Annotated in this window: 29 protein-coding genes and 1 pseudogene; 22 read left to right on the forward strand and 8 right to left on the reverse strand. The window is 71.1% G+C overall.

Going from position 1 to position 25,151, the window contains the following annotated elements; genetic code table 11:
- Positions 1-111 precede the first annotated feature (111 nt).
- Positions 112-738, forward strand: coding sequence for a cysteine hydrolase family protein (locus ACNTMW_RS07195; RefSeq protein ID WP_426632619.1), 627 nt, complete (start codon positions 112-114; stop codon positions 736-738).
- Between the two features lie 90 nt (positions 739-828).
- Here the strand turns inward: ACNTMW_RS07195 and ACNTMW_RS07200 are convergent, their stop codons facing one another.
- Positions 829-2,037, reverse strand: coding sequence for a hypothetical protein (locus ACNTMW_RS07200; protein ID WP_426632620.1), 1,209 nt, complete (start codon positions 2,035-2,037; stop codon positions 829-831).
- Positions 2,038-2,321: 284 nt separating this feature from the next.
- On the opposite strand from ACNTMW_RS07200, the gene rpsP reads away from it, so the two are divergent.
- From rpsP to ACNTMW_RS07270, 14 genes and pseudogenes are all read left to right on the forward strand, one after another.
- Complete coding sequence (gene rpsP / locus ACNTMW_RS07205) at positions 2,322-2,819, forward strand: 30S ribosomal protein S16 (protein ID WP_426632621.1); 498 nt, start codon at positions 2,322-2,324, stop codon at positions 2,817-2,819.
- Positions 2,794-3,051 carry an RNA-binding protein gene (locus ACNTMW_RS07210; RefSeq protein WP_426632622.1) on the forward strand — a complete coding sequence of 86 codons (258 nt, stop codon included), beginning with the start codon at positions 2,794-2,796 and terminating at the stop codon, positions 3,049-3,051. The genes rpsP and ACNTMW_RS07210 overlap by 26 nt, the downstream gene beginning before the upstream one ends.
- A 6-nt stretch (positions 3,052-3,057) precedes the next feature.
- Positions 3,058-3,585 (forward strand): ribosome maturation factor RimM, encoded by a 528-nt coding sequence (gene rimM / locus ACNTMW_RS07215; protein ID WP_426632623.1) that lies wholly within the window; start codon positions 3,058-3,060, stop codon positions 3,583-3,585.
- A 74-nt stretch (positions 3,586-3,659) separates the two neighbouring features.
- On the forward strand, positions 3,660-4,424 hold the full coding sequence (gene trmD, locus ACNTMW_RS07220; RefSeq protein ID WP_426632624.1) for a tRNA (guanosine(37)-N1)-methyltransferase TrmD: 765 nt from the start codon (positions 3,660-3,662) through the stop codon (positions 4,422-4,424).
- A 135-nt stretch (positions 4,425-4,559) separates the two neighbouring features.
- On the forward strand, positions 4,560-4,916 hold the full coding sequence (gene rplS, locus ACNTMW_RS07225; protein ID WP_426632625.1) for a 50S ribosomal protein L19: 357 nt from the start codon (positions 4,560-4,562) through the stop codon (positions 4,914-4,916).
- A gap of 261 nt (positions 4,917-5,177) precedes the next feature.
- Positions 5,178-5,999, forward strand: a complete 822-nt coding sequence (lepB, locus tag ACNTMW_RS07230) for a signal peptidase I (RefSeq protein WP_426632849.1) — start codon at positions 5,178-5,180, stop codon at positions 5,997-5,999.
- Positions 5,996-6,640 (forward strand): signal peptidase I, encoded by a 645-nt coding sequence (lepB, locus tag ACNTMW_RS07235; RefSeq protein WP_426632626.1) that lies wholly within the window; start codon positions 5,996-5,998, stop codon positions 6,638-6,640. Before lepB (ACNTMW_RS07230) ends, lepB (ACNTMW_RS07235) begins: the two co-directional genes overlap by 4 nt.
- A gap of 61 nt (positions 6,641-6,701) precedes the next feature.
- A complete protein-coding gene (locus ACNTMW_RS07240; RefSeq protein ID WP_426632627.1) occupies positions 6,702-7,223 on the forward strand; it encodes an NUDIX hydrolase in 522 nt (173 codons plus the stop codon).
- On the forward strand, positions 7,217-7,960 hold the full coding sequence (locus ACNTMW_RS07245; RefSeq protein ID WP_426632628.1) for a ribonuclease HII: 744 nt from the start codon (positions 7,217-7,219) through the stop codon (positions 7,958-7,960). Before ACNTMW_RS07240 ends, ACNTMW_RS07245 begins: the two co-directional genes overlap by 7 nt.
- On the forward strand, positions 7,960-8,280 hold the full coding sequence (locus ACNTMW_RS07250) for a DUF2469 domain-containing protein (protein WP_426632630.1): 321 nt from the start codon (positions 7,960-7,962) through the stop codon (positions 8,278-8,280). The genes ACNTMW_RS07245 and ACNTMW_RS07250 overlap by 1 nt, the downstream gene beginning before the upstream one ends.
- 135 nt (positions 8,281-8,415) lie before the next feature.
- A pseudogene (locus ACNTMW_RS07255) lies at positions 8,416-8,668 on the forward strand (helix-turn-helix transcriptional regulator); the annotation flags it as partial.
- Positions 8,669-8,673: 5 nt separating this feature from the next.
- Positions 8,674-8,796, forward strand: a complete 123-nt coding sequence (locus tag ACNTMW_RS07260; RefSeq protein ID WP_426632631.1) for a hypothetical protein — start codon at positions 8,674-8,676, stop codon at positions 8,794-8,796.
- 151 nt (positions 8,797-8,947) lie between these two features.
- Positions 8,948-11,338 (forward strand): ATP-binding cassette domain-containing protein, encoded by a 2,391-nt coding sequence (locus ACNTMW_RS07265; protein ID WP_426632632.1) that lies wholly within the window; start codon positions 8,948-8,950, stop codon positions 11,336-11,338.
- Between the two features lie 281 nt (positions 11,339-11,619).
- Entirely contained in the window at positions 11,620-12,186 is a 567-nt protein-coding gene (locus tag ACNTMW_RS07270) for a murein hydrolase activator EnvC family protein (protein WP_426632633.1), read from the forward strand.
- A gap of 53 nt (positions 12,187-12,239) precedes the next feature.
- On the opposite strand, the gene ACNTMW_RS07275 is transcribed toward ACNTMW_RS07270, so the two are convergent.
- The 3 genes from ACNTMW_RS07275 to ACNTMW_RS07285 all read right to left on the reverse strand — a co-directional run bounded on the left by ACNTMW_RS07275 (position 12,240) and on the right by ACNTMW_RS07285 (position 15,018).
- Positions 12,240-13,406, reverse strand: a complete 1,167-nt coding sequence (locus tag ACNTMW_RS07275; protein WP_426632634.1) for an aminotransferase class V-fold PLP-dependent enzyme — start codon at positions 13,404-13,406, stop codon at positions 12,240-12,242.
- 157 nt (positions 13,407-13,563) lie between these two features.
- Positions 13,564-14,454 carry a tyrosine recombinase XerC gene (locus ACNTMW_RS07280; protein WP_426632850.1) on the reverse strand — a complete coding sequence of 297 codons (891 nt, stop codon included), beginning with the start codon at positions 14,452-14,454 and terminating at the stop codon, positions 13,564-13,566.
- 84 nt (positions 14,455-14,538) lie between these two features.
- Positions 14,539-15,018: an MSMEG_6728 family protein gene (locus ACNTMW_RS07285; RefSeq protein ID WP_426632635.1), complete on the reverse strand. Its 480-nt coding sequence runs from the start codon at positions 15,016-15,018 to the stop codon at positions 14,539-14,541.
- Between the two features lie 227 nt (positions 15,019-15,245).
- Between ACNTMW_RS07285 and ACNTMW_RS07290 the strand changes: the two genes are divergently transcribed.
- From ACNTMW_RS07290 to ACNTMW_RS07310, 5 genes are all read left to right on the forward strand, one after another.
- Positions 15,246-16,592 carry an ABC transporter substrate-binding protein gene (locus ACNTMW_RS07290; protein ID WP_426632636.1) on the forward strand — a complete coding sequence of 449 codons (1,347 nt, stop codon included), beginning with the start codon at positions 15,246-15,248 and terminating at the stop codon, positions 16,590-16,592.
- Positions 16,593-16,670: 78 nt separating this feature from the next.
- Positions 16,671-17,648, forward strand: coding sequence for a carbohydrate ABC transporter permease (locus ACNTMW_RS07295; protein WP_426632637.1), 978 nt, complete (start codon positions 16,671-16,673; stop codon positions 17,646-17,648).
- On the forward strand, positions 17,645-18,616 hold the full coding sequence (locus ACNTMW_RS07300) for a carbohydrate ABC transporter permease (protein WP_426632638.1): 972 nt from the start codon (positions 17,645-17,647) through the stop codon (positions 18,614-18,616). Before ACNTMW_RS07295 ends, ACNTMW_RS07300 begins: the two co-directional genes overlap by 4 nt.
- Positions 18,617-18,645: 29 nt before the next feature.
- The gene (locus ACNTMW_RS07305) at positions 18,646-19,695 is read left to right on the forward strand and encodes a LacI family DNA-binding transcriptional regulator (protein ID WP_426632639.1); all 1,050 of its coding nucleotides are present in this window, start codon (positions 18,646-18,648) and stop codon (positions 19,693-19,695) included.
- 29 nt (positions 19,696-19,724) lie between these two features.
- Positions 19,725-20,030, forward strand: coding sequence for a protease inhibitor I42 family protein (locus ACNTMW_RS07310; RefSeq protein ID WP_426632640.1), 306 nt, complete (start codon positions 19,725-19,727; stop codon positions 20,028-20,030).
- Positions 20,031-20,106: 76 nt separating this feature from the next.
- Here the strand turns inward: ACNTMW_RS07310 and ACNTMW_RS07315 are convergent, their stop codons facing one another.
- Positions 20,107-20,427: an STAS domain-containing protein gene (locus ACNTMW_RS07315; protein ID WP_426632641.1), complete on the reverse strand. Its 321-nt coding sequence runs from the start codon at positions 20,425-20,427 to the stop codon at positions 20,107-20,109.
- Between the two features lie 349 nt (positions 20,428-20,776).
- Between ACNTMW_RS07315 and ACNTMW_RS07320 the strand changes: the two genes are divergently transcribed.
- A complete protein-coding gene (locus ACNTMW_RS07320; protein ID WP_426632642.1) occupies positions 20,777-21,013 on the forward strand; it encodes a helix-turn-helix domain-containing protein in 237 nt (78 codons plus the stop codon).
- Positions 21,013-21,597 (forward strand): Clp protease N-terminal domain-containing protein, encoded by a 585-nt coding sequence (locus tag ACNTMW_RS07325; RefSeq protein ID WP_426632643.1) that lies wholly within the window; start codon positions 21,013-21,015, stop codon positions 21,595-21,597. Before ACNTMW_RS07320 ends, ACNTMW_RS07325 begins: the two co-directional genes overlap by 1 nt.
- Before the next feature lie 147 nt (positions 21,598-21,744).
- Here the strand turns inward: ACNTMW_RS07325 and dprA are convergent, their stop codons facing one another.
- From dprA to ACNTMW_RS07340, 3 genes are read right to left on the reverse strand one after another with little or no spacing between them, the layout of a single operon-like run.
- Positions 21,745-22,941: a DNA-processing protein DprA gene (gene dprA / locus ACNTMW_RS07330; protein WP_426632644.1), complete on the reverse strand. Its 1,197-nt coding sequence runs from the start codon at positions 22,939-22,941 to the stop codon at positions 21,745-21,747.
- Positions 22,938-24,458, reverse strand: coding sequence for a YifB family Mg chelatase-like AAA ATPase (locus tag ACNTMW_RS07335; RefSeq protein WP_426632645.1), 1,521 nt, complete (start codon positions 24,456-24,458; stop codon positions 22,938-22,940). The genes dprA and ACNTMW_RS07335 overlap by 4 nt, the downstream gene beginning before the upstream one ends.
- Positions 24,458-24,817, reverse strand: coding sequence for a YraN family protein (locus tag ACNTMW_RS07340; RefSeq protein WP_426632646.1), 360 nt, complete (start codon positions 24,815-24,817; stop codon positions 24,458-24,460). Before ACNTMW_RS07340 ends, ACNTMW_RS07335 begins: the two co-directional genes overlap by 1 nt.
- Positions 24,818-25,151 lie beyond the last annotated feature (334 nt).

Here is a 25,151-nt window from a genome sequence, read left to right on the forward strand (position 1 = left end):
TCATGCCAGCGTGATCACGCGTCGGGCCAGAAACGATCATGGCAGTATTCGGCGCATGATGGTCAAAGCTGCCACTGTCGCGGCGGCGTCCACCGATCCACGATGAACGGCATGACCAGCGATTTCGAGTCGGCGTCGGCTCCCGTCACCGTCCCGTCCAGTGCCACCCCGATCGAGCTGCGCCCCGACGCGGCCCTCATCGTCGTCGACGTCCAGACCGGCTTCGACGACCCGCGTTGGGGTCGCCGCTCCAACCCCGCCGCCGAGGAGAACATCGGCCGGCTCGTCGCCGGGTGGACCGCGACCGGGCGTCCCGTCGTACGCGTCCGGCACGCCTCGCGCCAGCCCGGCTCGCCGCTGGCGCCGCAGGCCCCGGGGCACGCGTACAAGCCGGTCGTCGCCGACCTGGAGCCGGCCCTGGAGGTCGTCAAGAGCGTGCACTCGTCGTTCCACGGCTCGCCGGACCTGCACGCCTGGTTCACCGGCGCGGGCATCGGGCAGGTGGTGATCTGCGGCATCCAGACCAACCGGTGCTGCGAGACCACCGCCCGGCTCGCCGGTGACCTCGGGTACGACATGCTCTACGCGCTCGACGCCACGTACACGTTCGACGAGGCCGGCATCTCCGCCGAGCAGATCATGGCCGTGACCGCGGCGAACCTGCACGGCCACTTCGGCCGGGTGGTCGGCAGCGACCAGCTGCTCGCCGCGCTGGGGGACCGCACCGCGTCGGTGTGAGCGGCCCCGCCGTCGGTGCCGGGCCGGCGGTCGGTCGACCGCCGGCCCGTTGGTCGGACCGCCGAGGATGGTGAAGCCGGCGAGGAACGGTCAGACCAGCGAGGATAGGACGAACAGCGCGCCCAGCGCGTACGCGAGCACGACTGAGCCGGCGGCCAGCACGCCGGACAAAGCCGCCGGTAGATGTCGGAACACCAGCACCATCGGCATCATCAGGGCGTGCGCCCGGACCTGGGTGGTGTGCGGCCAGATGACCAGCGGCGCCGTGAACATCAGGATCCCGTACCCGACGAGCGCGATGTCGAGCGCGGTGGCGCTCCGGCGGATGGCCTGCACGGCGACCACCAGCACGGCGGCGACCAGCAGGATGAGGGCGGCGCGCAGCTCCCAGCGGAGGGTGCTGACGATCTCCGCCGTCGGCCAGGGGTGTGCCCCGGTGCCCCTGGCGTAGGGAATCCTGCCCGTGTCGAGAAGCTGGCGGTACGACTCCACCGGGTTGTGCAGCCGCCCGCCGGTGACGCGGCGCTGGAAGTCCAGATACGGGGTGAACCGGCCGGTGTCGTACCACATGACGGCGCCGGTGACGACCACGCCGAGACACGTGAGCCCGCACGTCTCGGCCGCCTCCCGCAGCCACGCCCGGGAGCCGCGGGTCCGGGTCAGGAACAGGTACAGCAGCATGGCGGGTGCGATCAGCACCGAGATCCCGTACGTCATGGTGGCGAGCAGGCCGGCGATTCCGGCCGGCCGCGACTGCCCGGTGTCGAGCAGCCACCAGGCGACCAGTGCCAGGAGCACCGACAGCGCGATGGGGAAGATGGCGTGGTAGTAGACCGCGCCCGGCCAGGCGGCGGCCACCGTGAGGCAGGCGACCGTACCCCCGGTGACCCGGGCGCCGAGCAGGTGCCACACCGCGATGAGGGCGCCGAGCAGGGCCACCTCGGCGACGAACGCGCCGATGGTCACCAGGCTCCAGCCGCCGAGGAGGTGGACGGCCCGCAGCAGCAGCGGGTACAGCGGGAACCAGCCGATGTTGCCGCAGGCCTCGAGCACCTGCCCCGGCGCCGGGCAGCGTTCCACCCGGTAGCCGTGCTGCGCGATGCTCAGGTACTGGAACGTGTCGTACCGGGCCCGCGACATGGCGTCGAGCCAGTTGAAGCCATGGCGGCGGGCCGCGAACCAGAACAGCAGGTTTCCCGCCACGAGGGCCAGCAGCGGCGGGACCCAGCGCTCCAGCGCTTGGGAACTGCCCCTGCCGGAGGATCTGCGGACGGCGACCGTTGAGTGACCTTCTACCACCTATGTAGGTTATGTCCCTATTACTCTCTTCGTCGGTATGACGGCTGTTTATCCACCGCGAGCGGCCCGATGTATGGCCTGCCCGGTGGTGAGCGGCCCGTGCGGGCAGGGTTGTTCGGCGCTGCCTTCATGCATCTGGCACAATGGTCGGCTGGTATCCGGTACGTGTTCGGCGCCCTCTAACCCGGGCACGTCACCAGTCCACCGAGCTGCCGTTCGCGCGATCCCCACCGCGTGTAGCCGGCGAGGATCTCAACAACCACGAATCCAGGAGCGAGCAGACAGTGGCCGTACGCATCCGGCTTCTGCGGATGGGCAAGATCCGCAACCCCCAGTACCGCATCGTCGTCGCCGACTCGCGCACCAAGCGCGATGGTCGGGCGATCGAGTTCCTCGGGATCTACCACCCGAAGGAGGAGCCCTCGCTGATCGAGGTCAACTCCGACCGCGTGCAGCACTGGCTGAAGGTCGGCGCCCAGCCGAGCGAGGCCGTGCAGGCGATCCTGTCCAAGACCGGCGACTGGCAGAAGTTCAAGGGTCTGCCGGCACCCGAGCCGCTGAAGGTCAAGGCCGAGCGCGCCGACCGTCGCGCGGCGTACGAGGCTGCGGCGCAGGCTGCCGCCGGCGTGGCCGCCGAGGCCACGCCCGCGAAGAAGACCGCCGCCAAGAAGGCGGCACCCGCCGCCAAGAAGGCGGAGGAGCCCGCCGCCAAGAAGGCGGAGGCGCCCGCGGCCGAGCAGGCGGAGGAGCAGGCTGGTGCCGGCGCCGGCGAAACGGCCTGACTCGTTGCGCCCGGCGCTCGAGCACCTGGTGAAGGGCATTGTCGACCACCCGGACGACGTTCGCGTCCGGATGGTCGACTCCCGGCGCGGCCAGCGCCTGGAGGTCCGTGTGCACCCCGAGGACCTCGGTACGGTCATCGGGCGTGGCGGGCGTACCGCGAGGGCCCTGCGCCAGGTGATCACATCGATCGGCGGGCGCGGTGTTCGCGTCGAGATCGTCGATTCGTACTAGTCGCTGATGCAGCTCGTCGTCGGTCGGATCGTGCGCCCACACGGCATCCTCGGTGAGGTTGTCGTCGATGTGCGCACGGACGAACCCGCTGAACGCTTCACGCCCGGGTCGGTGCTGATCACCGACCCGGGCGGGCGCGCCGCTCCGCACGTGCCCGCGACCCTCACCATCGAGACCGTCCGGCCGCACCAGGGGCGGCTGCTGGTCGTCTTCGACAGCATCTACGACCGTGGCATCGCCGAGGGGCTGCGCGGCGTCCTGCTCTGCGTCAACAGCGAGGACGTGCGTACCAGCGACGACCCCGACGAGTTCAGCGACTTCGAGCTGATCGGGCTGGCCGTCGTCACGCCCGACGGGGAGCCGCTCGGCGAGGTGGTGCGCATCGACCACGCACCCTCCTCGGACCTGCTGGTCCTGCGCCGTCCCGACGGCCGCAGTGCGCTGGTGCCGTTCGTCAAGGCGATCGTGCCGGAGGTCGACGTGCCCGGTGGCCGGATCGTGGTGACCGCGCCCGAGGGCCTGTTCGACCTGTAGCTCTTTTCGCGATCCTGGACACCGGTGCCACCTTCAGGCCGCATTGCCGTCCACGATCGCAAGGTGAGGCGACCATGAAAGTCGACATCGTCACGATCTTCCCGGAGTACTTCGCCCCGCTCGACCTGTCGTTGATCGGGCGGGCCCGTACCACCGGGCTGCTCGACGTCGCCGTCCATGACCTGCGGACGTGGACGCATGACGTGCACCGGACCGTCGACGACACCCCGTACGGCGGCGGTGCGGGCATGGTGATGCGCCCGGAGCCGTGGGGCGAGGCCCTGGACGCGGTGGCGGGCGAGGGTGCCCGCCTGGTGGTGCCCACGCCCGCCGGGACCCCGTTCACCCAGGCGGCCGCCCACGAGCTGGCGGACGCGCCGCACCTGGTCTTCGCCTGCGGCCGGTACGAGGGCATCGACCAGCGGGTACTCGACCACGCCGCCACCCGGATGCCGGTCAGTGAGGTGTCGCTGGGTGACTACGTGCTCTTCGGTGGCGAGGTCGCCGTGCTGGTGATCCTCGAAGCGGTCGTCCGGCTGCTGCCCGGGGTGCTGGGCAACGCCGACTCGCTGCTGGAGGAGTCGCACACCGGTGGCCTGCTGGAGGCGCCGATGTACACCAAGCCGGCGAGCTGGCGCGGCCACGATGTGCCCGAGATCCTCCGTTCGGGTGACCATGGGCGGATCGCGCGGTGGCGGCGCGACCGGGCGCTGCTGCGTACGGCGGCCCGCCGGCCGGATCTGCTGGCCGCGCTGCCGCCGGAGAACCTGGACAAACGGGATGTGGCGCTTTTGACGGAGGCCGGATTTCAGGTCCGGCCCTCCGATATGGCAAAGTAGTGAGGTTGCCGCGGCCTGGTGCCGCCGTGACCCGTGGTCCTGGTAGCCCCGCGTTCCCGGTGACCCGGTAACTCAGTTCGATCTCAGCCGCGCGCCGTGTCCCGGTGCGCCTTGAGCCACGAGGATGTAGCAGCGATGAACTTGCTGGACGCTCTTGACGCCCAGTCGCAGCGGACCGACATCCCGGCCTTCCGTGCCGGCGACACGCTCAAGGTGCACGCGCGGGTTGTCGAGGGTAACCGTTCCCGGATCCAGATCTTCCAGGGCGTCGTGATCGCGCGCCAGGGCACCGGTCTGCGGGAGACCTTCACCGTCCGCAAGGTCAGCTTCGGCGTGGGCGTCGAGCGGACCTACCCGGTGAACAGCCCGGCGCTGGACCGTATCGAGGTTGTGACCCGCGGTGACGTCCGCCGGGCCAAGCTGTACTACCTGCGCGAGCTCCGGGGCAAGAAGGCCAAGATCAAGGAGAAGCGCGAGAAGCAGGCGAGCTGACGTCGGTTCGCGGGCTCCCCAAAGTAGCGCTGGCCCTCTAGGCTTGCGGCAGTGATGTACCGGGACTCCGACGAATACGACCCCTATCAACGGGACTCGTCTGACCGTGTCGAGCCGCACCCGCGGTACGAGCGCCCCTCCCCGGGATACGGCCCGGCGGGTGGGCGCTCGGACGTGCCGCCGCGGCGCGACCGGGAGCGCGACGGGTACCCCGCTGATCGGGTTCCGCCGGCTGCGCCGGTACGCGCCAAGCGCAAGGACATGCCGTTGTGGCAGGAGCTGCCGCTCCTGCTGATTGTGGCCTTCTGCCTCGCCGTGCTGGTGCGTACGTTCCTGGTGCAGGCGTTCTTCATCCCCTCCGGGTCGATGGAGGAGCGGCTGCAGGTCGGCGACCGGGTGCTCGTGAACAAGATCGTCTACGACGTGCGCCAGCCGGAGCGCGGCGAGATCGTGGTGTTCCGGGGTACCGACAACTGGGCTCCGGAGAACCAGGTCGACACCAACGCCGGGTTCTTCGCCAAGCTCGGGCACACCATCGGGGACCTGGTCGGCGTGAGCCAGCCGGGCGAGAAGGACTTCATCAAGCGCGTCATCGGCCTGCCCGGTGACACCGTGGCCTGCTGCGATGCCAACGGCCGGGTCACGGTCAACGGATACCCCCTCGACGAGCCGTACGTCACCGACAACTCGCCGATCGACGCGCCGCCCAGCCCCAAGGAGTGCCGCTCCCGGCGGTTCGGGCCGATTACCGTCGAGCAGGGCCAGATGTTCGTGATGGGCGACCATCGGCTGGTCTCGCAGGACTCGCGGTGTCAGGGTCAGGTGCCGATCGAGAACGTGATCGGGCGGGCGTTCACGATCGTGTGGCCGAGCAGCCACTGGGCCGGTCTCGGGGTCCCGGCCACCTTCAGTAAGGTGCCCAGGCCGTTCGCCGCCGCGGGGCCCCAACGGCAGCCGGTGGCCCCCGTCCCGTCGGGTGGAACTCCCGAGACGGTCGTCACCCTGCCGCTGCTGGCGAGTTCGGCTCTCGCGGCGCGTTCCCGGCGTGTTCGGTGGACGCGAGGACGTAGGCTCCTCGCGTGATTGACGAACAGGCCAGCCGGCACAAGAATTCGTTCTGGCGTGAGCTCCCGATCCTTGTCGTCGTCGCGTTCGTCGTCGCGCTTCTGGTTCGCGTGTTCGTGCTCCAGACGTTCTACATCCCGTCGGAGTCGATGGAGCACACCCTCAACATCAACGACCGGGTGCTGGTCAACAAGGTCGTCTACGACTTCCGCTCTCCGCACCGCGGCGAGGTGGTGGTCTTCAAGTCACCCACCTCGTGGCGCCGCGACCCTACCGAGGTCGACTTCATCAAGCGGGTCATCGCCGTCGGAGGTGACCATGTCGTCTGCTGCGACCAGCAGCACCGGCTGACGGTCAACGGCCGCGCGCTCGACGAGCCGTACCTGTACCACGACGCAGACGGCTCCGCCGACCTGCCCAGCGACGAGCCGTTCGACGTGGTCGTGCCGAAGGGTCGGCTGTGGGTCATGGGCGATCACCGGTCGCACTCCGGCGACTCCCGGGAGCAGTACCTCAACACCCGGGACACCACGGTCGCCACCATTCCGGAGGAATCCGTGGTGGGGCGCGCGTTCGTGGTCTTCTGGCCGCTCGACCGCGGGTCGTGGCTGACCGTGCCGAGCACCTTCGACCACGTACCGGACCCGCCCAAGCCGTGACCGGCCCTACCCGGGTGGTGGTCGCGTGGGTGTCGTAGCCCGGTCGTAGGCTGGGCTTGCCATGACTCGACCCGACGCGATATCCCGCCGGGCGGCCCGCGTACTGCTGGTCGACGCCTCCGGGCGGGTGCTGATGCTGCACGGCCGCGACCCGGCCCGGCCGGACCACGGATACTGGTTCACCGTGGGCGGCGGTCTGGACGAGGGCGAGTCGCCGGTCCAGGGCGCGGTGCGGGAACTGTTCGAGGAGACCGGTCTGCGGGTGTCCGCCGAGACGGTCGGCGCACCGGTCTTCCACGAGGTGATCGAGTTCCCCTTCGACGGGGCGTGGTACCGGCAGGAGCAGGACTTCTTCCTGCTGCGGGTGGACTCCTGGGAGGTCGACTTCACCGGCCACACCGAGATCGAGCGGGCCTCGGTCGATGCATACCGGTGGTGGCCGGTGGACGAGCTGCGCGCCACGGGCGAGCAGATCTATCCGCCGACCCTGCCGGACCTGCTGGCCACCCTGGCACCGGACCTGCTGGCCACCCTGGCACCGGACCTGCTGATGCCCCTGACGGTGGAGGACGGGCCGTGCTGAACCCACCGCGTACCGTCGTCAACCGCGGCGCCGGCCTGTACGCGCTGGAACGGGCATTGCAGCGGCGCGGCTTCCGGTACGTCGCCGGGGCCGACGAGGCCGGCCGGGGCGCCTGCGCCGGTCCACTCGTGGCCGCCGCGGTCGTCCTTCCGTCGGACCGGCGCGGTGAGATCGACGGGCTGACCGACTCGAAGCTGCTCGCCCCCGCCACCCGCGAACGGGTCTATGCGGAGGTCGTCGCGCGGGCGGTGGCGTACTCTGTCGTGGTCATCCCTCCGGGTGAGATCGACAGCCGGGGGCTCCACGTGTGCAACCTGGCCGGCATGCGGCGGGCCCTGGCCCAACTGCCGCAGCGCCCCGAGTACGTGCTCACCGACGGGTTCCCCGTCGACGGGCTCGGCGTACCCGGCCTCGCGGTGTGGAAGGGCGACCGGGTGGCGGCCTGCGTGGCGGCGGCCAGCGTGGTGGCGAAGGTGACCCGGGACCGGATCATGGTCGAGCTGGACGGCACCTGGCCGGCGTACGGTTTTGCCGTGCACAAGGGCTACGTGACCGCCGACCACACGGCCGCGCTGCGGCGGCACGGCCCCTGCCGGGTACACCGCTTCTCGTACGCCAACGTGGCCGCAGTGGTGGACGAAGGGTCGCAGCGGAGTACCGTCGGCGTGGCGTCCGGCGTGGCCGCACCCGGAACGGCGGCGGTGGGCGACAATGTTTGCATGGAAGGCGGAATGTGATGAGCGCCGAAGATCTCGAAAAGTACGAGACCGAGATGGAGCTCCAGCTCTATCGGGAGTACCGCGACATCGTCCGCCAGTTCTCGTACGTGGTGGAGACGGAACGTCGCTTCTACCTGGCCAACCAGGTGGATCTGCACGTGCGTAACTCCGACGGCGAGGTCTACTTCGAAGTCGAGATGCACGACGCGTGGGTCTGGGACATGTACCGTCCGGCCCGCTTCGTCAAGAACGTACGCGTGATGACGTTCAAGGACGTCAACGTGGAGGAGCTGGAGAAGCCGGACATCTCGCTGCCGGACAGCGGATTCGCCGGCTAGCTCCGCGTCAGGCAACGTCTGCGCGCTTGACCACCTCACGCGGCATTCGATCCTGCGCGTGCCGGGGTGCCCGGGCGTGACTCTCGTGGTCCGTGCCGTCGACACGGACGTGGCGCAGCGCGGTGAACCGGGCCAACGCGGCGCATCGCGCGCGCGATGGCGCTGCCGCGTCGTGGCGACCTGAGCGTCACCGAGGTCTGCTTCGCGGTCGGCCGCTCTCGCCGGGCACCTTCAGTTCCCGCTTCACCGAGCTGGTCGGCGTGCCGACCGGCGTCTATCGGCGCCACGCGGTGCGCGCGACGGCGGGTTCGGATCGTGCGTCGCGAAACAGGTGGCCAGACCGATCAGGATTCGAGAAGCGCGGACCCCCGAGCCGCGGCTAGCGTGACCGCCATGGACGGCACCGTTCACGCGACCTTCATTCCGCCCGACGGCCCGCACGCACCCCTGGCCTTCTGTCGCGACCACCCGGAGGTGGTCCCGGCGGTCCTCCTCGTGCGGGCCGGGCTCGGTTGAGGCGATCGGCCGACGGCGGCGTGGCCGGGGCCCGGAGGTTCCACGGCCGGAGCAGCGGAGAACCAGACATATTGCTCGAATCTGATCAGATCGAGCCAGGCGATGTCGATGGAGACCGCGAAGGCGGCTCCGCCCAACAGATGGAGACACGATGAGCAAGGCCACCCGGGCGGACTCGCAGTCGCCCGCGTCGCACGCTGCCGACAGCCACGATCTGATCCGCGTGCACGGCGCCCGGGAGAACAACCTCAAGGACGTCAGCGTCGAGATCCCGAAGCGCCGGCTGACGGTGTTCACCGGCGTCTCCGGCTCGGGCAAGAGCTCTCTGGTGTTCGACACGATCGCCGCGGAGTCGCAACGGCTGATCAACGAGACCTACAGCGCCTTCGTGCAGGGCTTCATGCCGACGCTGGCGCGGCCCGAGGTCGACGTCCTCGACGGGCTGACGACCGCGATCATCGTGAACCAGGAGCGGATGGGTGCCGACCTCCGCTCCACGGTCGGCACCGCCACCGACGCCAACGCCATGCTGCGCATCCTCTTCAGTCGGCTCGGGCAGCCACACATCGGCTCGCCGCAGGCGTTCTCCTTCAACGTCGCCTCGATCAGTGGCGCCGGCGCGGTCACCATCGAGCGCGGCGGCCAAACGACGAAGGAGCGGCGAAGCTTCAGCGTCCTCGGCGGCATGTGTCCGCGCTGCGAGGGTCGGGGATCGGTCAACGACATCGACCTGTCCCAGCTGTACGACGACAGCAAGTCGCTCAACGAGGGTGCGCTCACGATCCCCGGGTACAGCATGGACGGCTGGTACGGCCGCATCTTCACCGGCTGTGGCTTCTTCGACCCGGACAAGCCGATCCGCAAGTTCACCAAGAGGGAGCTGCACGACCTGCTCTACAAGGAGCCGACCAAGATCAAGGTCGACGCCATCAACCTCACGTACGAGGGGCTCATCCCCAAGATCCAGAAGTCGATGCTGTCCAAGGACGTCGACGCGCTGCAGCCGCACGTCCGCGCCTTCGTGGAGCGGGCGGTCACGTTCACCACGTGCCCGGACTGCGAGGGCACCCGGCTGAGCGAGACCGCCCGGTCGTCGAAGATCAAGGGGATCAACATCGCCGACGCCTGCGCGATGCAGATCAGCGACCTGGCCGGGTGGGTACGGGGGCTGGACGAACCGTCCGTCGCACCGCTGCTCGCGGCGCTGCAGGACACCCTCGACTCGTTCGTGGGGATCGGGCTGGGCTACCTCTCGCTCGACCGGCCATCGGGCACGCTGTCCGGTGGCGAGGCACAGCGCACCAAGATGATCCGCCACCTCGGCTCCTCGCTCACCGACGTCACCTACGTCTTCGACGAGCCCACCATCGGCCTGCACCCGCATGACATCCAGCGGATGAACGACCTGCTGCTGCGGCTGCGCGACAAGGGCAACACGGTGCTGGTCGTGGAGCACAAGCCGGAGGTCATCGGCATTGCCGACCACGTCATCGACCTCGGCCCGGGCGCGGGTACCGCCGGCGGCCAGGTGGTCTTCGAGGGTACCGTCGACGGGCTGCGGGCCAGTGGCACGCTCACCGGGCGGCACCTGGACGACCGGGCCTGCCTGAAGCCCTCGGTACGGACACCGTCGGGGGTGCTGGAGGTGCGCGGCGCCAGCACCCACAACCTGCGGGACGTCGACGTCGACATCCCGCTCGGCGTGCTGGTGGTCGTCACCGGGGTGGCGGGCTCGGGCAAGAGTTCGCTGATCCACGGCTCGGTGTCCGGCCGGGACGGAGTGGTGTCGGTCGACCAGACCCCGATCCGTGGCTCGCGACGGAGCAACCCGGCGACGTACACCGGACTGCTCGACCCGATCCGCAAGGCGTTCGCGAAGGCCAACGGCGTGAAGCCGGCGCTGTTCAGCGCCAACTCCGAGGGCGCGTGCCCCACCTGCAACGGCGCCGGCGTCATCTACACCGACCTGGCGATGATGGCCGGCGTCGCCACCCCCTGCGAAGAGTGCGAGGGGAAGCGGTTCCAGGCATCGGTGCTGGAATACCACCTCGGCGGCCGGGACATCAGCGAGGTGCTCGCGATGTCGGTGACCGACGCCGAGGAGTTCTTCGGCACCGGCGACGCGCGCACGCCGGCAGCAGCCGCGATCCTCGACCGGCTCGCCGACGTCGGGCTCGGTTACCTCAGCCTCGGCCAGCCGCTCACCACCCTGTCCGGCGGCGAACGGCAGCGGCTCAAGCTGGCCACCCACATGGCTGCCAACGGCGGCGTCTACGTCCTCGACGAACCGACCACCGGCCTCCACCTCGCCGACGTCGAGCAGTTGCTCGGCCTGCTCGACCGGCTCGTCGACTCCGGCAAGTCGGTCATCGTCATCGAACACCACCAGGCGGTCATGGCGCACGCCGACTGGATCATCGACCTCGGCCCGGGCGCCGGCCACGACGGCGGCCGGATCGTTTTCGAGGGCACAACGGCAGACCTCGTCGCCGCCCGCTCCACCCTCACCGGCGAGCACCTCGCGGCCTACGTCGGCGCCTGACCGAGACCCCCGCGGACACTCGCCTGTTCGACCCGTCCCCGCCAGCCGGGAACGGGCGGGTCGACAGGGGCGAGTGGCTCCACCCGTTGGCCACGCATGTGGTGGGCGAAGGCGGTGCTTGCCGGGCAGGGTGGTGAAGCGCGCAAGCGTTGCCCGACGCGGCACCAGGTCCCGTACCAGATCCACTCCGGTCCGGCACGCCCGTCCACAGTCACCCTCGCCGTCCACAGGGTCGGACCCGCGTCTGGTGACCACCCGTCCGCCGGCCCGATGCTGCCGGTATGCCCTTCGTACCCGCCCGCTCGTCCGGATTTCTGGCGCTCGCCGCCACCCTGCTGCTCGCGGTCCCGGCGGGGCCGGCGTCGTCGGCTCCACCTCGGCTGCCGGATCCGTCGCCGGCTCCACCGCGGCTGCCGGATCCGTCGCCGGTCCCCGGCCGGTTCGGGTGGCCGCTGGACGGGCCGCCACCGGTCGCCCGCCAGTTCACACCGCCGCCACGGCCGTGGCTACCGGGCCACCGGGGTGTCGACCTGGTCGGGCGGCCGGGCGTGCCGGTTCGCGCCGCCGGCCCCGGGACCGTCCGGTTCGCCGGCCAGGTGGGCGGCCGCACGATCGTGAGCGTCGACCACACCGACGGGCTGCGGACGACGTACGAGCCGGTCACACCGACCGTCGTCGCCGGGCAGGTGGTGCGCGCCGGGGACCCGCTCGGCGTGCTCGACGCCGGTCACGAGGGGTGTCCGGCCGCCGGCTGCCTGCACTGGGGGCTGCGGCGTGGTGAGGTGTACCTGGACCCGCTGGTCCTGGTCGGTCGGGGCCGGGTCCGGCTCCTGCCGCTGGCCGTGTGACGCCGCCCGACGATCGGGCGGCGTCAGCGCCGCTCCGGTCAGCGCCGCTCCGGTCAGAGCCGCTCCAGGAAGTCCGGCAGCCGCTCGGCGAGCCGGTCGTAGTCGGAGACCTGGTTGTAGACCTGGGCCGAAAGGCGGAGCAGCACCCGGTCCCGGAACGCGTTCATGCCCACCTCGACGCGCAACTCGTCGGCGACGCGCTGGCGCAGTGCCGCCACGGAGTCCGGGTCGGTTGCCAGGCCGGGAGGCAGCGGCACCACCCGCATCGCCAGCCCGGGAGGCCCTTCGGGCGCCTCGGCGTCGAGTGCCGCCGCAACGACCCGCTGACCGTACCCGGCGAGCTGGGCGTTGTGCGCGTGGACCGCCTCCAGGCCCATGGTGCGCAGGGTGAACAGCCCGGCCGGGGCGGCGAGCCACGGCGTGTAGTCGAGCGTGCCCTGCCACTCCACGCTGGCCGGGAAGCCCGTCTCCTGCTCCCAGGAGACGACCAGGGGCCGGAGGCGCTCCCGCCATGCGGGTGCCACGGCCAGCAGCGCGGTGCCGCGCGGCGCGTACGCCCACTTGTGCAGGTTGCCGACCCAGAAGTCGGCGCCGATGTCGGTGACGGCGACCGGGAGCTGACCGGGCACGTGCGCTCCGTCGACCAGGACGGGTACCCCGGCCGGACGCAGCGCCGCCGCGATGCGGGCGACCGGGAACAGCCGCGCGGTCGGCGAGGTGATCTGGTCGACGATCACCAGGCGGGTACGCCCGGTGACGGCTCCGGTGACCGCCGCGACGACCTCGTCGTCGGTAGGCGCCGGTGGCAGGGGCACCGTGCGGTGCACCGCACCGGTACGGGCGCAGGCGGCGTCGACGGCCAGCCGCACCGCGCCGTACCCGTGCTCGGTCGTGACCACCTCGTCGCCGGGGCGCAGGTCGAGCGAGCCCAGGACCAGGGCCGTGCCGGTGGTGGTGTTCGGCACCAGGGCGCTGCCGTCCGGGTCGGCGCCGAGGAAGGCGGCGAGGTGCCGGCGGGTATGGGCGATCCGGTCGACCAGGCCGACGGCGTGGAAGCGCAGCGGGTTGGCCTCCACCTCGTCGCGCAGCCGCTGCTGGACCCGCTGGACGGTGAGCGGCACCGCGCCGAACGAGCCGTGGTTGAGGTGGACGACCGACGGGTCGAGCGAGAACAGCAGCCGCCCACCCGGGATCGGCTTCGGCACCGGTGCGGCTGACACATTGTCGATCGTACGGGCTCGCGGCTGCGCCCGGTGGTACGCCGGGCGCAGCCGGGAGCCCCGGTCGTTCGACGGTCCGCGGGTCATACCCGGAACGCGCCGACGGGCTGCCGTAGCTGTGCGGACACGGCGTCCAGGTCGCCGGCCGCGGGACGGCTCAGGCGCGCGGGTGTGCCTGGCGGTACGCCGCCCGCAGCCGCTCCACCGAGACGTGGGTGTAGATCTGGGTGCTCGACAGCGACGCGTGCCCGAGGATCTCCTGGACCGCCCGCAGATCCGCGCCGCCCTCGACCAGGTGGGTCGCGGCGGAGTGCCGCAGCCCGTGCGGGGACAGGTGCGGCAGGCCGGCACCGGTCGCGGCGGCCGCCACGATCCGCCGTGCCGCGGTGGCGGCCAGCCGGCGGCCGCGCGCGCCGAGCAGCAGCGCCGCGCCGCTGTGCGGGCCGGCCAGCGCGGGCCGCCCACGCCGCAGGTACGCGTCGAGCGCCTGCTCGGCCGGTGCGCCGTAGGGCACGGTGCGCTCCTTGGCGCCCTTGCCGAAGACGCGGACCACCCGGCGACCGCGGTCGACGTCACCCTCGTCGAGCCCGCACAGCTCGCCGACGCGGATGCCGGTGGCGTAGAGCAGTTCGAGGACCAGCCGGTCGCGCAGTACGAGCGGGTCGTCGGGCTCCCGGGTCGGCGTGGTCACCAGCGCGGCGGCCTGGTCGGCGCGCAGGACGCCGGGCAGTTCGCGGTGCGCCTTGGGGCTTGCCAGCCGCTGGCCGGCGTCGGTCGGTGCGAGCTTCTCCCGGTAGGCCCAGGTGCAGAAGGTACGCGCGGCCGCGCCGCGCCGGGCGAGGGTCGTGCGGGCCGCGCCGGCCGTCCGCATCCGGGCCAGCCAACTGCGCAGGACGACCAGGTCGACGTCGGCGGGGGAGCGGGCGCCCATCCGGACGGCGTGGTCGAGCAGGGACACGACGTCGGCGATGTACGCCCGTACCGTGTGGACCGACCGGTTGCGTTCCCGGGACAGGTGCGCCGCGAACGCGTCGACCGCCTCCCGCATGGCGTCGGGCAGGCTGGCGTGCGTCTCCTCGGTGCCGCGGTGCGCGTTCACGCACGTGACGGTCGCCCGCACCGGCCCCGGCGGTCAAGGCGCCGCGCCGGTGCCGGCGGACGGTTGCTCCCGGTCGGACGCCGGCCACACGTACGGCAGGTCGTCGGGTACGTCGCCGAACAGTGGACGGTACCGCTCCGGGTCCTTGCGGACCAGTGCCGAACGGTGGCTCTCGTGCAGGTCCGCGCGGCCCAGCCAGGGCGGCAGTTCCCCGGCGGCGGCCAGTTCTTCCTGGGTACGCACCGGCCGGCCGTACTCGGTGAGGATGCTCGTGGCACAGGTGTCGGCGCGTCCCGCGGCGCACCAGACCCCGCACACCTCCAGCCCGTAGCGGACCAGCGCCTCCTCGTACCCCGCCCACATCCGGACGGCCGGGTGGCGTTTCCAGCCGTACCCGTGCCGGAGCAGTGCGCGCAGCACCTGCAGCGCCTCCACCCGCTGCTTGCCGAGCCGGCGCCGGTCGAGCGCGGCGGCGCTGGCCCGGAAGTCCGGGTAGGGCAGGAACGTCTGCACAGATACCGGTTTACTCCTGGCGGAGGGTTTACCCCGACGCGTGGTGGTTTGGTGCGGCCGGAGCGGGCGAACCGGACGCCCCGGCGATCATTGTTTCCGTCGGGTTTCCGAATCGTTATCGCGGCTGGACATCAAGGTCTGGACAGGTCTCGATGCAAGCGCTTGCATGTACCCCAATCCGGGACGCGCGTGCGCCCGGACCTGTCTGGCAATGAGGAGGCATGTTCATGGCCGTCCTGACGAGAGGACGCCGCGCGCTCGTGCTCGCCGGCGCCGTCGGCTTGGCGCTCATCGGCGCCGCCGGCTGTTCCAGCACGAAGAATTCCAGTGTCGACAAGAACTCGGCCGAGTGCGCCCCGTACAAGCAGTACCAGGGCCACGACGGCAAAGAGGTCTCGATCTACGCGACCATCCGTGACACCGAGGCGGACCTGCTCGAGCAGTCCTGGAGCCAGTTCTCCAAGTGCACCGGCATAAAGATCAACTACGAGGGCAGCGGCGAGATGGAGGCCCAGATCCAGGTACGGGTGGACGGTGGTAACGCCCCCGACCTGGCCTTCTTCCCGCAGCCCGGTCTGATGGCCCGCTTCGCCAAGTCCGGCAAGCTCAAGGCGGCACCGGCGAAGGTCAAGGACGTCGCGACGCAGAACTGGTCGAAGGACTGGATCGGGTACGGGTCGGTCAACGGCACCTTCTACGCCGCGCCGCTCGGCTCCAACGTCAAGTCCTTCGTCTGGTACTCGCCGAAGATGTTCAAGGACAAGGGCTACCAGATCCCGAAGACGTGGGACGAGCTGATCAAGCTCAGCGACCAGATCGCCGGCTCCGGCACCAAGCCGTGGTGCGCCGGCATCGAGTCCGGTGAGGCGACCGGCTGGCCGGCCACCGACTGGATCGAGGACATCATCCTCCGCGACCAGGGCCCGGACGTCTACGACCAGTGGGTCAACCACCAGATCCCGTTCAACGACCCCAAGGTCGTCTCGGCCGTCGACCGCGCCGGTTCGATCCTGAAGAACGAGAAGTACGTCAACGCCAGCTTCGGCGGCGTGAAGAGCATCGCGACCACCTCGTTCCAGGAGTCCGGCCTGCCGATCCTCCAGGGCAAGTGCGCGCTGCACCGCCAGGCGTCGTTCTACGCCGCGCAGTGGCCGCAGGGCACCAAGGTGGGCGAGGACGGCGACGTGTACGCGTTCTACTTCCCCGCGGTCGACCCGTCCAAGGGCAAGCCGGTCCTGGTGGCCGGTGAGTTCGTCGGCGCCTTCACCGACCGGCCCGAGGTGCAGGCGGTCCAGGAGTTCCTGGCCAGCGCCGACTACGCCAACGGCCGCGCCAAGCTCGGCTCGTGGGTGTCGGCCAACAAGGGTCTGAAGGTCGAGAACGTGCAGAGCCCGATCGACAAGCTGGCCGTGCAGATCCTGAACGACCCGACCACGGTCGCCCGGTTCGACGGCTCCGACCAGATGCCCGCCGCCGTCGGCGCCGGCTCCTTCTGGAAGGGCATGACCGAGTGGATCAACGGGACCGACACCAAGACCACCCTCGACCGTATCGAGTCGAGCTGGCCTAAGTAGTCGCGCCGACGGTGCCCGGCCGGCCCGCGTGCCGGCCGGGCACCGTCGCCCAGCTACCCCCACGGGAGGAAGGCGTAGATGGACTTCGCGACCGAGCAGCCAAAGTTCATCCAACTTCTCATCGGCCTCGCCGCGTTCGGCGTGGTCGTGGCCGCACTGCTGCTGTTCATCGACCGGGCACCCAAGCGGGGACAGGAGAAGTGGCAGATCGTGGGCTTCCTCGCCCCGGCCCTGCTGCTGCTGACGGTCGGCCTGATCGTCCCGGCGATCCGCACCACCGCGCTGTCGTTCCAGAACGGCGACAGCACACAGTGGGTAGGCCTGGACAACTACCGGTGGATGTTCTCCCAGGACGACGTCCTCCACGTGCTGCGCAACTCGCTGACCTGGGTCGTACTGGTGCCGCTCGCCGCCACCGCCATCGGCCTCATCTACGCCGTCCTGGTCGACCGGTCGCGGTTCGAGTCGCTCGCGAAATCCCTGGTCTTCATGCCAATGGCGATCTCGTTCGTGGGCGCCGGCATCATCTGGAAGTTCGTCTACGCCTACCGTGGCGACAAGGACTCCGAGCAGATCGGCCTGCTCAACCAGATCGTCGTCTGGTTCGGCGGGGAGCCGAAGCAGTTCCTGCTCAACCCGCCGCTCAACACGCTATTCCTGATCATCGTCATGGTCTGGATCCAGGCCGGCTTCGCCATGGTCATCCTGTCCGCGGCGATCAAGGCCATCCCGGCCGACATCATCGAGGCCGCCCGCATCGACGGCACCAACGCCTGGCAGCTGTTCTGGCAGATCACGCTGCCGTCGATCCGGTCGTCGCTGGTCGTAGTCGTGGTCAGCATCTCCATCGCCACGCTGAAGGTGTTCGACATCGTGCGCACCATGACCGGCGGCCAGTTCGACACCAGCGTCATCGCCAACGGCATGTACGACCAGGCGTTCCGGTTCGGGCAGGCCGGTCGGGGATCGGCCCTGGCCGTGTTCCTGTTCGTTCTCGTCCTACCGATCGTGATCTACCAGGTTCGTTCCCTGCGCGCCCAACGGGAGGGCCGATGACTGCCACCGCAGGCGCCGGCGCGGTCGTCGCGCCGGCCCCGATCGAAGCCCAGCCGACGACGGCCGCTCAGCGGGTACGCCGCAAGCTCAATACCCGGACCGCGAGCGTCGTGTCGATCCTGATCGCGGTCCTGTGGACGATCCCGACCTTCGGGCTGTTCGTCTCCTCGTTCCGGCCGGAGACCGACATCAAGACGACCGGGTGGTGGACGTTCTTCAGCAATCCGCAGGTGACGCTGGAGAACTACCAGGAGGTTCTGTTCGGTACCTCGTCGTCGTCGGGCCAGCTCGCCAGCTACTTCGTCAACTCGCTGGTCATCACGATCCCGTCGGTGCTGTTCCCGATCGCGTTCGCGGCGTTCGCCTCGTACGCGCTGTCCTGGATGCAGTTCCGTGGCCGGGACTGGCTGTACATCCTGATCTTCGCCCTGCAGATCGTGCCGCTGCAGATGGCTCTCGTCCCGCTGCTGAAACTGATCTCGACCGGGATCACGCTCGGCGGCGTCACCCTGCTGCCGGCTTGGGCGCCGCAGGGTACCGAGCGGTTCACGGCGGTGTGGCTGGCGCACACCTGCTTCGCGCTGCCGTTTGCCATCTTCCTGCTGCACAACGCGATGTCGGGCCTGCCCCGGGAACTCATGGAGGCGGCCCGCGTCGACGGCGCCACGCACGCGATGGTCTTCCGCCGGGTGGTCCTGCCGCTCATCATGCCGGCCATCGCGGCCCTGGCGATCTTCCAGTTCCTCTGGGTGTGGAACGACCTGCTCGTGGCGCTCATCTTCGCCGGTGGCAACGCCGAGTCCGCCCCGATGACCGTACGGCTGGCGCAGCTGGCCGGTACCCGCGGCAACGAGTGGCAGCGGCTGACGTCCGGGGCGTTCGTCTCGATCGTCATCCCCCTGATCGTGTTCCTGTCGCTGCAGCGCTACTTCGTCCGCGGGCTCCTGACCGGCAGCGTCAAGGGCTGATCCGCCCGCCGCGGCCGGGGGAGGCGGTCATGGCCAAGATCGACGATGTGGCGCGGCTCGCCGGGGTGTCCACGGCCACGGTGTCGCGCGCCCTGCGCGGGCTTCCGGTGGTGAACCCGCAGACCCGCGACCGGGTGCTGTCCGCCGCGGCCGAACTCGGGTACGTCGCGTCACCGAGCGCGTCCCGGCTCGCCGGCGGTCGCAGCGGGTCGGTCGGCGTGGTCGTACCGCGGGTCACCCGGTGGTTCTTCGCGACCCTGGTCGACGCCGTCGAGGAGGTGCTGCGCGCCTCCGGCCACGACGTCCTGCTGTTCAACCTGTCCGGCCGGCAGGCCGCCGGGCGCCTGCTGCACGGCGGTGGCCTGGACAAGCGGGTCGACGCGTTGATCCTGGCGTGCGTACCGCGCACCGCCGCCGACGACGCGGTGCTCGACCGGCTGGGCATGCCGGTGGTCGTCATCGGCGGCCGCCGGCCGGGGTGGGGAAGCGTGTGCATCGACGACGTGGCCGCCGCCCGTACCGCCACCGAACACCTCGTCGCGCTGGGGCATCGGCGGATCGCCCACCTGGCCGGCGACCCGTACGACGAGTTCGCGTCGACCGTCCACATCGACCGGCGGACCGGCTACCGGCAGGCGCTGGCCGCGGCGGGCCTGGCCTGCGACGAGGCGCTGGAGGTCGAGGTCGAGTTCACCGTGGACGGCGGCGCGGGCGGCATGGCCGAGTTGCTGCGGCGCGGCGACCCGCCGACCGCGGTCTTCGCCGCCTGCGACGAGATCGCGATGGGTGCGATGCGCACGCTCCGCGAGCGGGGCCTGAGGGTACCCGAGGACGTGAGCGTGATCGGGATCGACGACCACGACCTGTCCGCTGTCCTCGGCCTGACGACCGTGGCGCAGCCCGCGGCGGCGGAGGGGCGGCTCGCCGCGTCCATGCTGCTGGAGTCACTGACCGGCGGGGCGAACGTCCGGCCGCTCGACGTCGTGGTGCCGACCCGGCTGGTGCGGCGGGAAACCACCGGCCCGCCGAGGTCGGCGCCGGTGACGGTGCGCGCGCACGGGTCCCCGCGGCAGGCGTGAACGTCGGGTACGAGGGGATGGTGGGTGCCGTGACCGTACGGGCCGATCTGTCCGATGACGGTTCGACCGTCGTCGCCGCCCCTGGTGACACCCTCGAGGTGGCACTGCCGGAGAACGCGTCGACCGGGTACCGGTGGGCGTTCGAGCCGTCACCTGGTCTCGTCATCCTCGACGACCGGGTACTGCCGTCGTCGGACCAGCCGGGCGCCGGCGGTGAACGCGTCTTCGCCGTCCGCGTCGACGCCCCCGGGGAGGTACGGGCGCGGCTACGCCGTTCATGGGAGCCCCCGGAGAGCGCGGCGCGGTCGTACACCCTGCGGGTGCGTACCGACTGAGCCCGGACGGGCGGGCCGGGCTCAGCTCAGCCCGGCAGGTTGCGGGTGATTCCAGCCGGCCGGGGGCCGTGCTGCGTCAAGCGGCCGTCGGATACGCCAGCAGCAGCGCACTGCGCAGCTGGGCAGCGTCCCGTACCGCCATCGCGTGGCCACCGGGCAGTCGCAGCTCAAGGCCGAAGCCGAGCTGGCCGGCCCGTACCGCCGCGGCGGCGAGCACGGCGACGGCCGAGTTGTCGATGGACGGGACCTCGACGAGGTCGACGACCACCGGGCGGGTGCCGGCGTCCAGTAGCTCTTGCAGCACGCGGTACAGCTCGGGAGCGACGGCGCCGTTGAGCGTCCAGTCGGTCCACACGAGTGCGGCGCCGTCGAGGCGGACAACGACGAATGAGTTCATTACCACCGGCCTCCTCGTGGACTGAGGTGTCCCGGCTCTACCCGCCGATGACGCACTGAAAACGTCCCGGCTTCATCGTTTGTGGTGAAATCCGCCGACCGGGCGTCTGCCCGGGTGCTGCCGGGTGTCTGCCGGGCGTCCCGGTGAGCCCTTCCGCTCCGGTGACCCCTTCCGTCCCGGTGAGCCCTTCCGCTCGGGGGATCGTCCCTGATGGACGGCGACGACCGGTGCCGCCCGTCGCGTCTACGGTTCTTTGGTCGCCATCGCGGGGTCTTTGGTCGCCATCGCGATGCTGCCGGGTTGTCAACTTCGGTTGACAACCTTCGCCGTGTCAACGTAAGTTGACAGCATGAGTGAGGTTACGGAGCTGGCCGCGGCGGCCGGCGGTGCGGACGCCCGGACAGGGCTGCGCGCCGTGCTCGCCCTGCGGCGACTGGCGGAGAGCCTCGAAGTGCTCCAGGTCGCCAACGCCAGGCGGCAAGGCTGGTCCTGGCAGGAGATCGCTGACGCACTCGAGGTCAGCAAGCAGGCGGTGCACAAGAAGCACGCCGGCCGGGTGCCGGCGCGGGATTCCCGGGAGGCGTGATGTTCGAGCGGTTCACGATGAACGCGCGGCAGGTTGTCGTCCTGTCGCAGCAGGCAGCCAGGGAGTTGCATCACCCCTTCATCGGTACCGAGCACCTGCTGCTGGCGCTGCTCGACAGCGGTTGTGGCGCCACCCATGTGATCCTTCGTGAGGCGGGCGTGACGCGCGAGCGGGTCCTCGCCGACATCAACCGGATGGTCCGCCCCGATGCTGTTCCGCTCGGTGAAGGCGACGCCGCCGCGCTGGAGGCGATCGGGATCGACCTGGAGGCCGTGCGGGCCAAGGTGGAGGAGCTGTTCGGGCCGGGGGCGTTGCAACCGACGCAGCCGGAGGGGCGACGGGGGTGGCTTCGTCGCAAGGTGATCGGTGATCACCGGCCGTTCAGCGTCCGGGCGAAGAAGGTGCTGGAGCTGTCTCTTCGGGAGGCGGTCGCGCTGCGCCACAACTTCATCGCACCCGAGCACATCCTGCTGGGCATCCTGCGGGAGAGCGGCGGCCTGGCGGCGAAGATCCTCGCCGAGGAGGGGCTCAACGTCACGGTCCTGCGCCGCCAGGCCATCGCGGCGCTCACCAAGGCCGCGTGACTCAAGTCCTGCGGGATGCGTGTGGGCGCTCGCAAGATCCGGGCAATGTCGCACGTATTGCTGTTATCGGAGTCGGCGAAGCAGCAAAGAGTGCGACATTGTCCGGATCTTGGTGGCGCGGACGTATCCGCGCGCCGCGGTGCCTCGTCACGGCGGCTTCGGCGCCAGCCGGTACCCGTCGCCGTGCTCGACGACGAAGCCGGCAGCGACCAGCGCCGGTAACGTCCGGCGGGCGTCCCGGCCACTCACGCCGGCCGCCGCGGCGATCTCCTCGGCGGTGCGCGCCCTGCGCGGCAGTACCGCGTCGAGCAGTTGGGCCGCGAGCGGCTCGAGCGTGTCATGTGGACGGTCGGGTCCGCGGGGTGTCGGCGCGAGGTCGTCACCGATGCGCCCGACCTCCTCGATCACTTCCTTGTGGTCGCTGACGAGTCTGGTGCCGACCTCACGCAGCTCCGCGTGGCAGCCGACGGACATGGCGCTGGTGACCGGGCCGGGTACGGCCATCGCCGCGCGGCCGAGCGCGCGGGCCCGACCGAGAGTCTGCCGAGCGCCGCTGCGGCCGGCCGCCTCGACCACCACGGTGCCCCGGGTGGCCGCGGCGATCACCCGGTTACGGATGAGGAAACGCAGCCGGTGCGGGGCGGACCCGAACGGCCACTCGCTGACCAGCAGCCCGGCCTCGGCGATCCGGTCGAAGAGGTTGGCGTGGCCGAGCGGGTACGGGCGGTCGACGCCGCAGGCCAGGACGGCCACGGTGAGCCCGCCCGCGGCGAGCGCGGCCCGGTGCGCCGCCGCGTCGATGCCGTACGCGCCGCCGGACACCACGGTCCAGCCGCTCCCGGCGAGCCCATGCGCCATCTCGGTCGCCACGTAGGTGCCGTAGTTGCTGGCGGCACGCGCACCGACGACGGCCACCGACCGGTCGAGCGCCTCGTCGAGCGGTGTGTCGCCGCGTACCCACAGGCAGTGCGGCGGGTCGGTGTCGCGCTCCACCGCGCGGCCGTCGGCGGCGCGGCTGAGGTGGGCCAGGTTGTCGAGCTGAGCCGGCCACTCGTCATCTTCGGGGATGACCACTCGGGCGCCCAGTCGCTCGGCGCTGTCGAGCAGCCTCCGGGCCAGGTCGAGGGCGCTGGCGGTGTCGGCTCGGGGGTGGGCGTCCGCCGGGCCGGCCAGCCGCAACCGGGCCGCTTCGTGCAGCCGCTCCGAGACCGAGCCTCGAAGCAGCCGGTCGAGTCCTTCGGCCGGGCCGACCTGCCGGACCAGGAGGCCCAGTTCCCGGCTGCCCGGCTCCGCCAGGCAGCCGAGAGCCACCCGGGCCAGCCGCACGTCGTCGGTACCGCTCACCGGAGCGCTCCTTTCCGTAGCTCGAACGCCTCCGCCACGTCGCCGGCGCCGGGCCGGTCCCGGCCGTCGAGGTCGGCCACCGACCAGGCGACCTTGATCACCCGGTCGTGGCCGCGAGCCGACAGCGTTCCCTGGTCGAGGGCTTTCGCCAGGACGGCGGTGGCCGGTCGGGGGAGTCGCCACCGGGGGTCGCGCAGCGCGGCACCGGTGACATCGGCGTTGCAGGTGGCGCCCATACCCCGCCAGCGGGCCGCCGCCGCGGCCCGGGCCCGCGCCACCCGGGCTGCCACCACCGTCGAGGGCTCTCCGGCCGCGTGGTCGGTCAGGAGCGCCGCGGAGGCCACCGGCAGCAGGGTCACCTGCAGGTCGATGCGGTCGAGCAGCGGTCCGGACAGCCGTCCGAGGTAGCGCCGGCGTACCAGCGGGCTGCAGTCGCAGTGGCGGTCGCCTTCGGGGCTGGCGCAGGGGCACGGGTTCGCGGCGAGGACGAGTTGGACGCGGGCCGGGTACCGGGTCTCACCGCCGGAGCGGTGCAGCCGGACCTCGCCGTCCTCCAGCGGCTGCCGCAGCGCGTCCAGGACGCGGCGGTTGAACTCGGGGGCCTCGTCGAGGAACAGGACACCCCGGTGGGCGAGGCTCAACGACCCCGGCCGGGCCAGCCCCGAACCGCCGCCGACCAGCGCCGGCATCGTGGCGGTGTGGTGCGGTGCCTGGAACGGCGGCCGGCGGATCAGCGGGCTGCCGGCGGGCAGCGTACCGGCGATCGAGTGTACGGCGGTCACCTCCAGCGCGGCGTCGTCGTCGAGTGGCGGCAGGATCGTCGGCAGGCGTTGGGCCAGCATGGTCTTGCCGGCCCCGGGCGGGCCGAACAGGGCGAGATGGTGGCCACCGGCGGCGGCCAGTTCGATCGCCCGCCGGCCCCGCTCCTGACCCAGAACGTCGGCGAGATCCGGGCCGGCCGGCGGTGCGGTCACGCTCACCGACGGCGGTGGCCGCAGCGGTACGCCGTCGCGGGCGAAGTCGATGAGCGCCCGCAGCGAGTCGGCGGCCCGGACGGTCACACCGGGTACCAGGCTCGCCTCGGCGGCGTTGGCGACCGGGACGACGACCTGTTCCAGCCCCGAGCGGGCGGCGGCCAGCACGGCCGGCAGCACCCCGCGGACCGGGCGGACCGTGCCGTCGAGGCCCAGCTCGCCGAGCAGGGCCGCCCGGCGCAGCAGGTCGACCGGTACGGCCCCGGCGCCGGCGAGGACGGCCACCGCGACGGCAAGGTCGAAGCCGGAACCGTGCTTGGGCAGGTGGGCCGGGAGCAGGTTGACGGTGATCCGCCGCTGCGGCCAGGACTCACCAGAATTGATCACCGCTGAGCGGACCCGGTCGCGCGATTCGACCAGCGCGGCGTCCGGCAGGCCCGAGACCACCAGCGCGGGCAGGCCGGTCGCCAGGTGCGCCTCTACGACGACGGCCGCGCCGGTGACGCCGAGCAGCGCCACCGAGTGGACCTTCGCGTACCCCATCAGAACGCCCCGCGTACGTGCTCGACGTGGGCCGCGCCGGCGGGCTGGGGGAGCACGCTCACGACGTCGAAGCGCACGGTGTGCGGGCGCAGCCCGGCCTGGGCCAGCCACTGGGCGGCGAGCCGGCGCAACCGGCGTACCTTCGTCGCGTCGACCGCCTCCGCCGGGGTGCCGAACCGGTCGCTGCGACGGGTCTTCACTTCGCAGAAGACCAGGTCGGATCCGTCGCGGAGGATCAGGTCGATCTCGCCGGCACGGCAGCGCCAGTTGCGGTCCAGCACGACCATGCCCTGTTCGATCAGGTGCGCGCACGCCACCCGCTCGCCGTACGCGCCGACCGCGTCCTTTGCTTGCGTCATGGCGTAGGACGATCGGCGCCCGGCGGGGCGGGGACAAGGCGACCATGATCGAGATGTGGACGGCGAGGGTGGCTGTGGACGGGGTCGCGCCGACGCTGGTGATCTGCTACGCGCTACGGGTTCCCGCAGGTCGTGGTTACCGGTCCGCCGGGTGCCGGTCACCTCGGCCGCGGTTGGCGGAATGCTCATGGTCGACGCCCGACGAGTGATCTCAATTGACGCTCATCGGGCCAGCCATGGTACGACGAATCAGTCGCGCGCGACGACGATCGACCTCTTGCCCGGCTGGGTCACGATCAGCCGGGTTTCGGTAGCGGGCGCATGGCGCGTACCG

Source organism: Planosporangium spinosum (assembly GCF_049999945.1).
GTDB lineage: Bacteria > Actinomycetota > Actinomycetes > Mycobacteriales > Micromonosporaceae > Planosporangium > Planosporangium spinosum.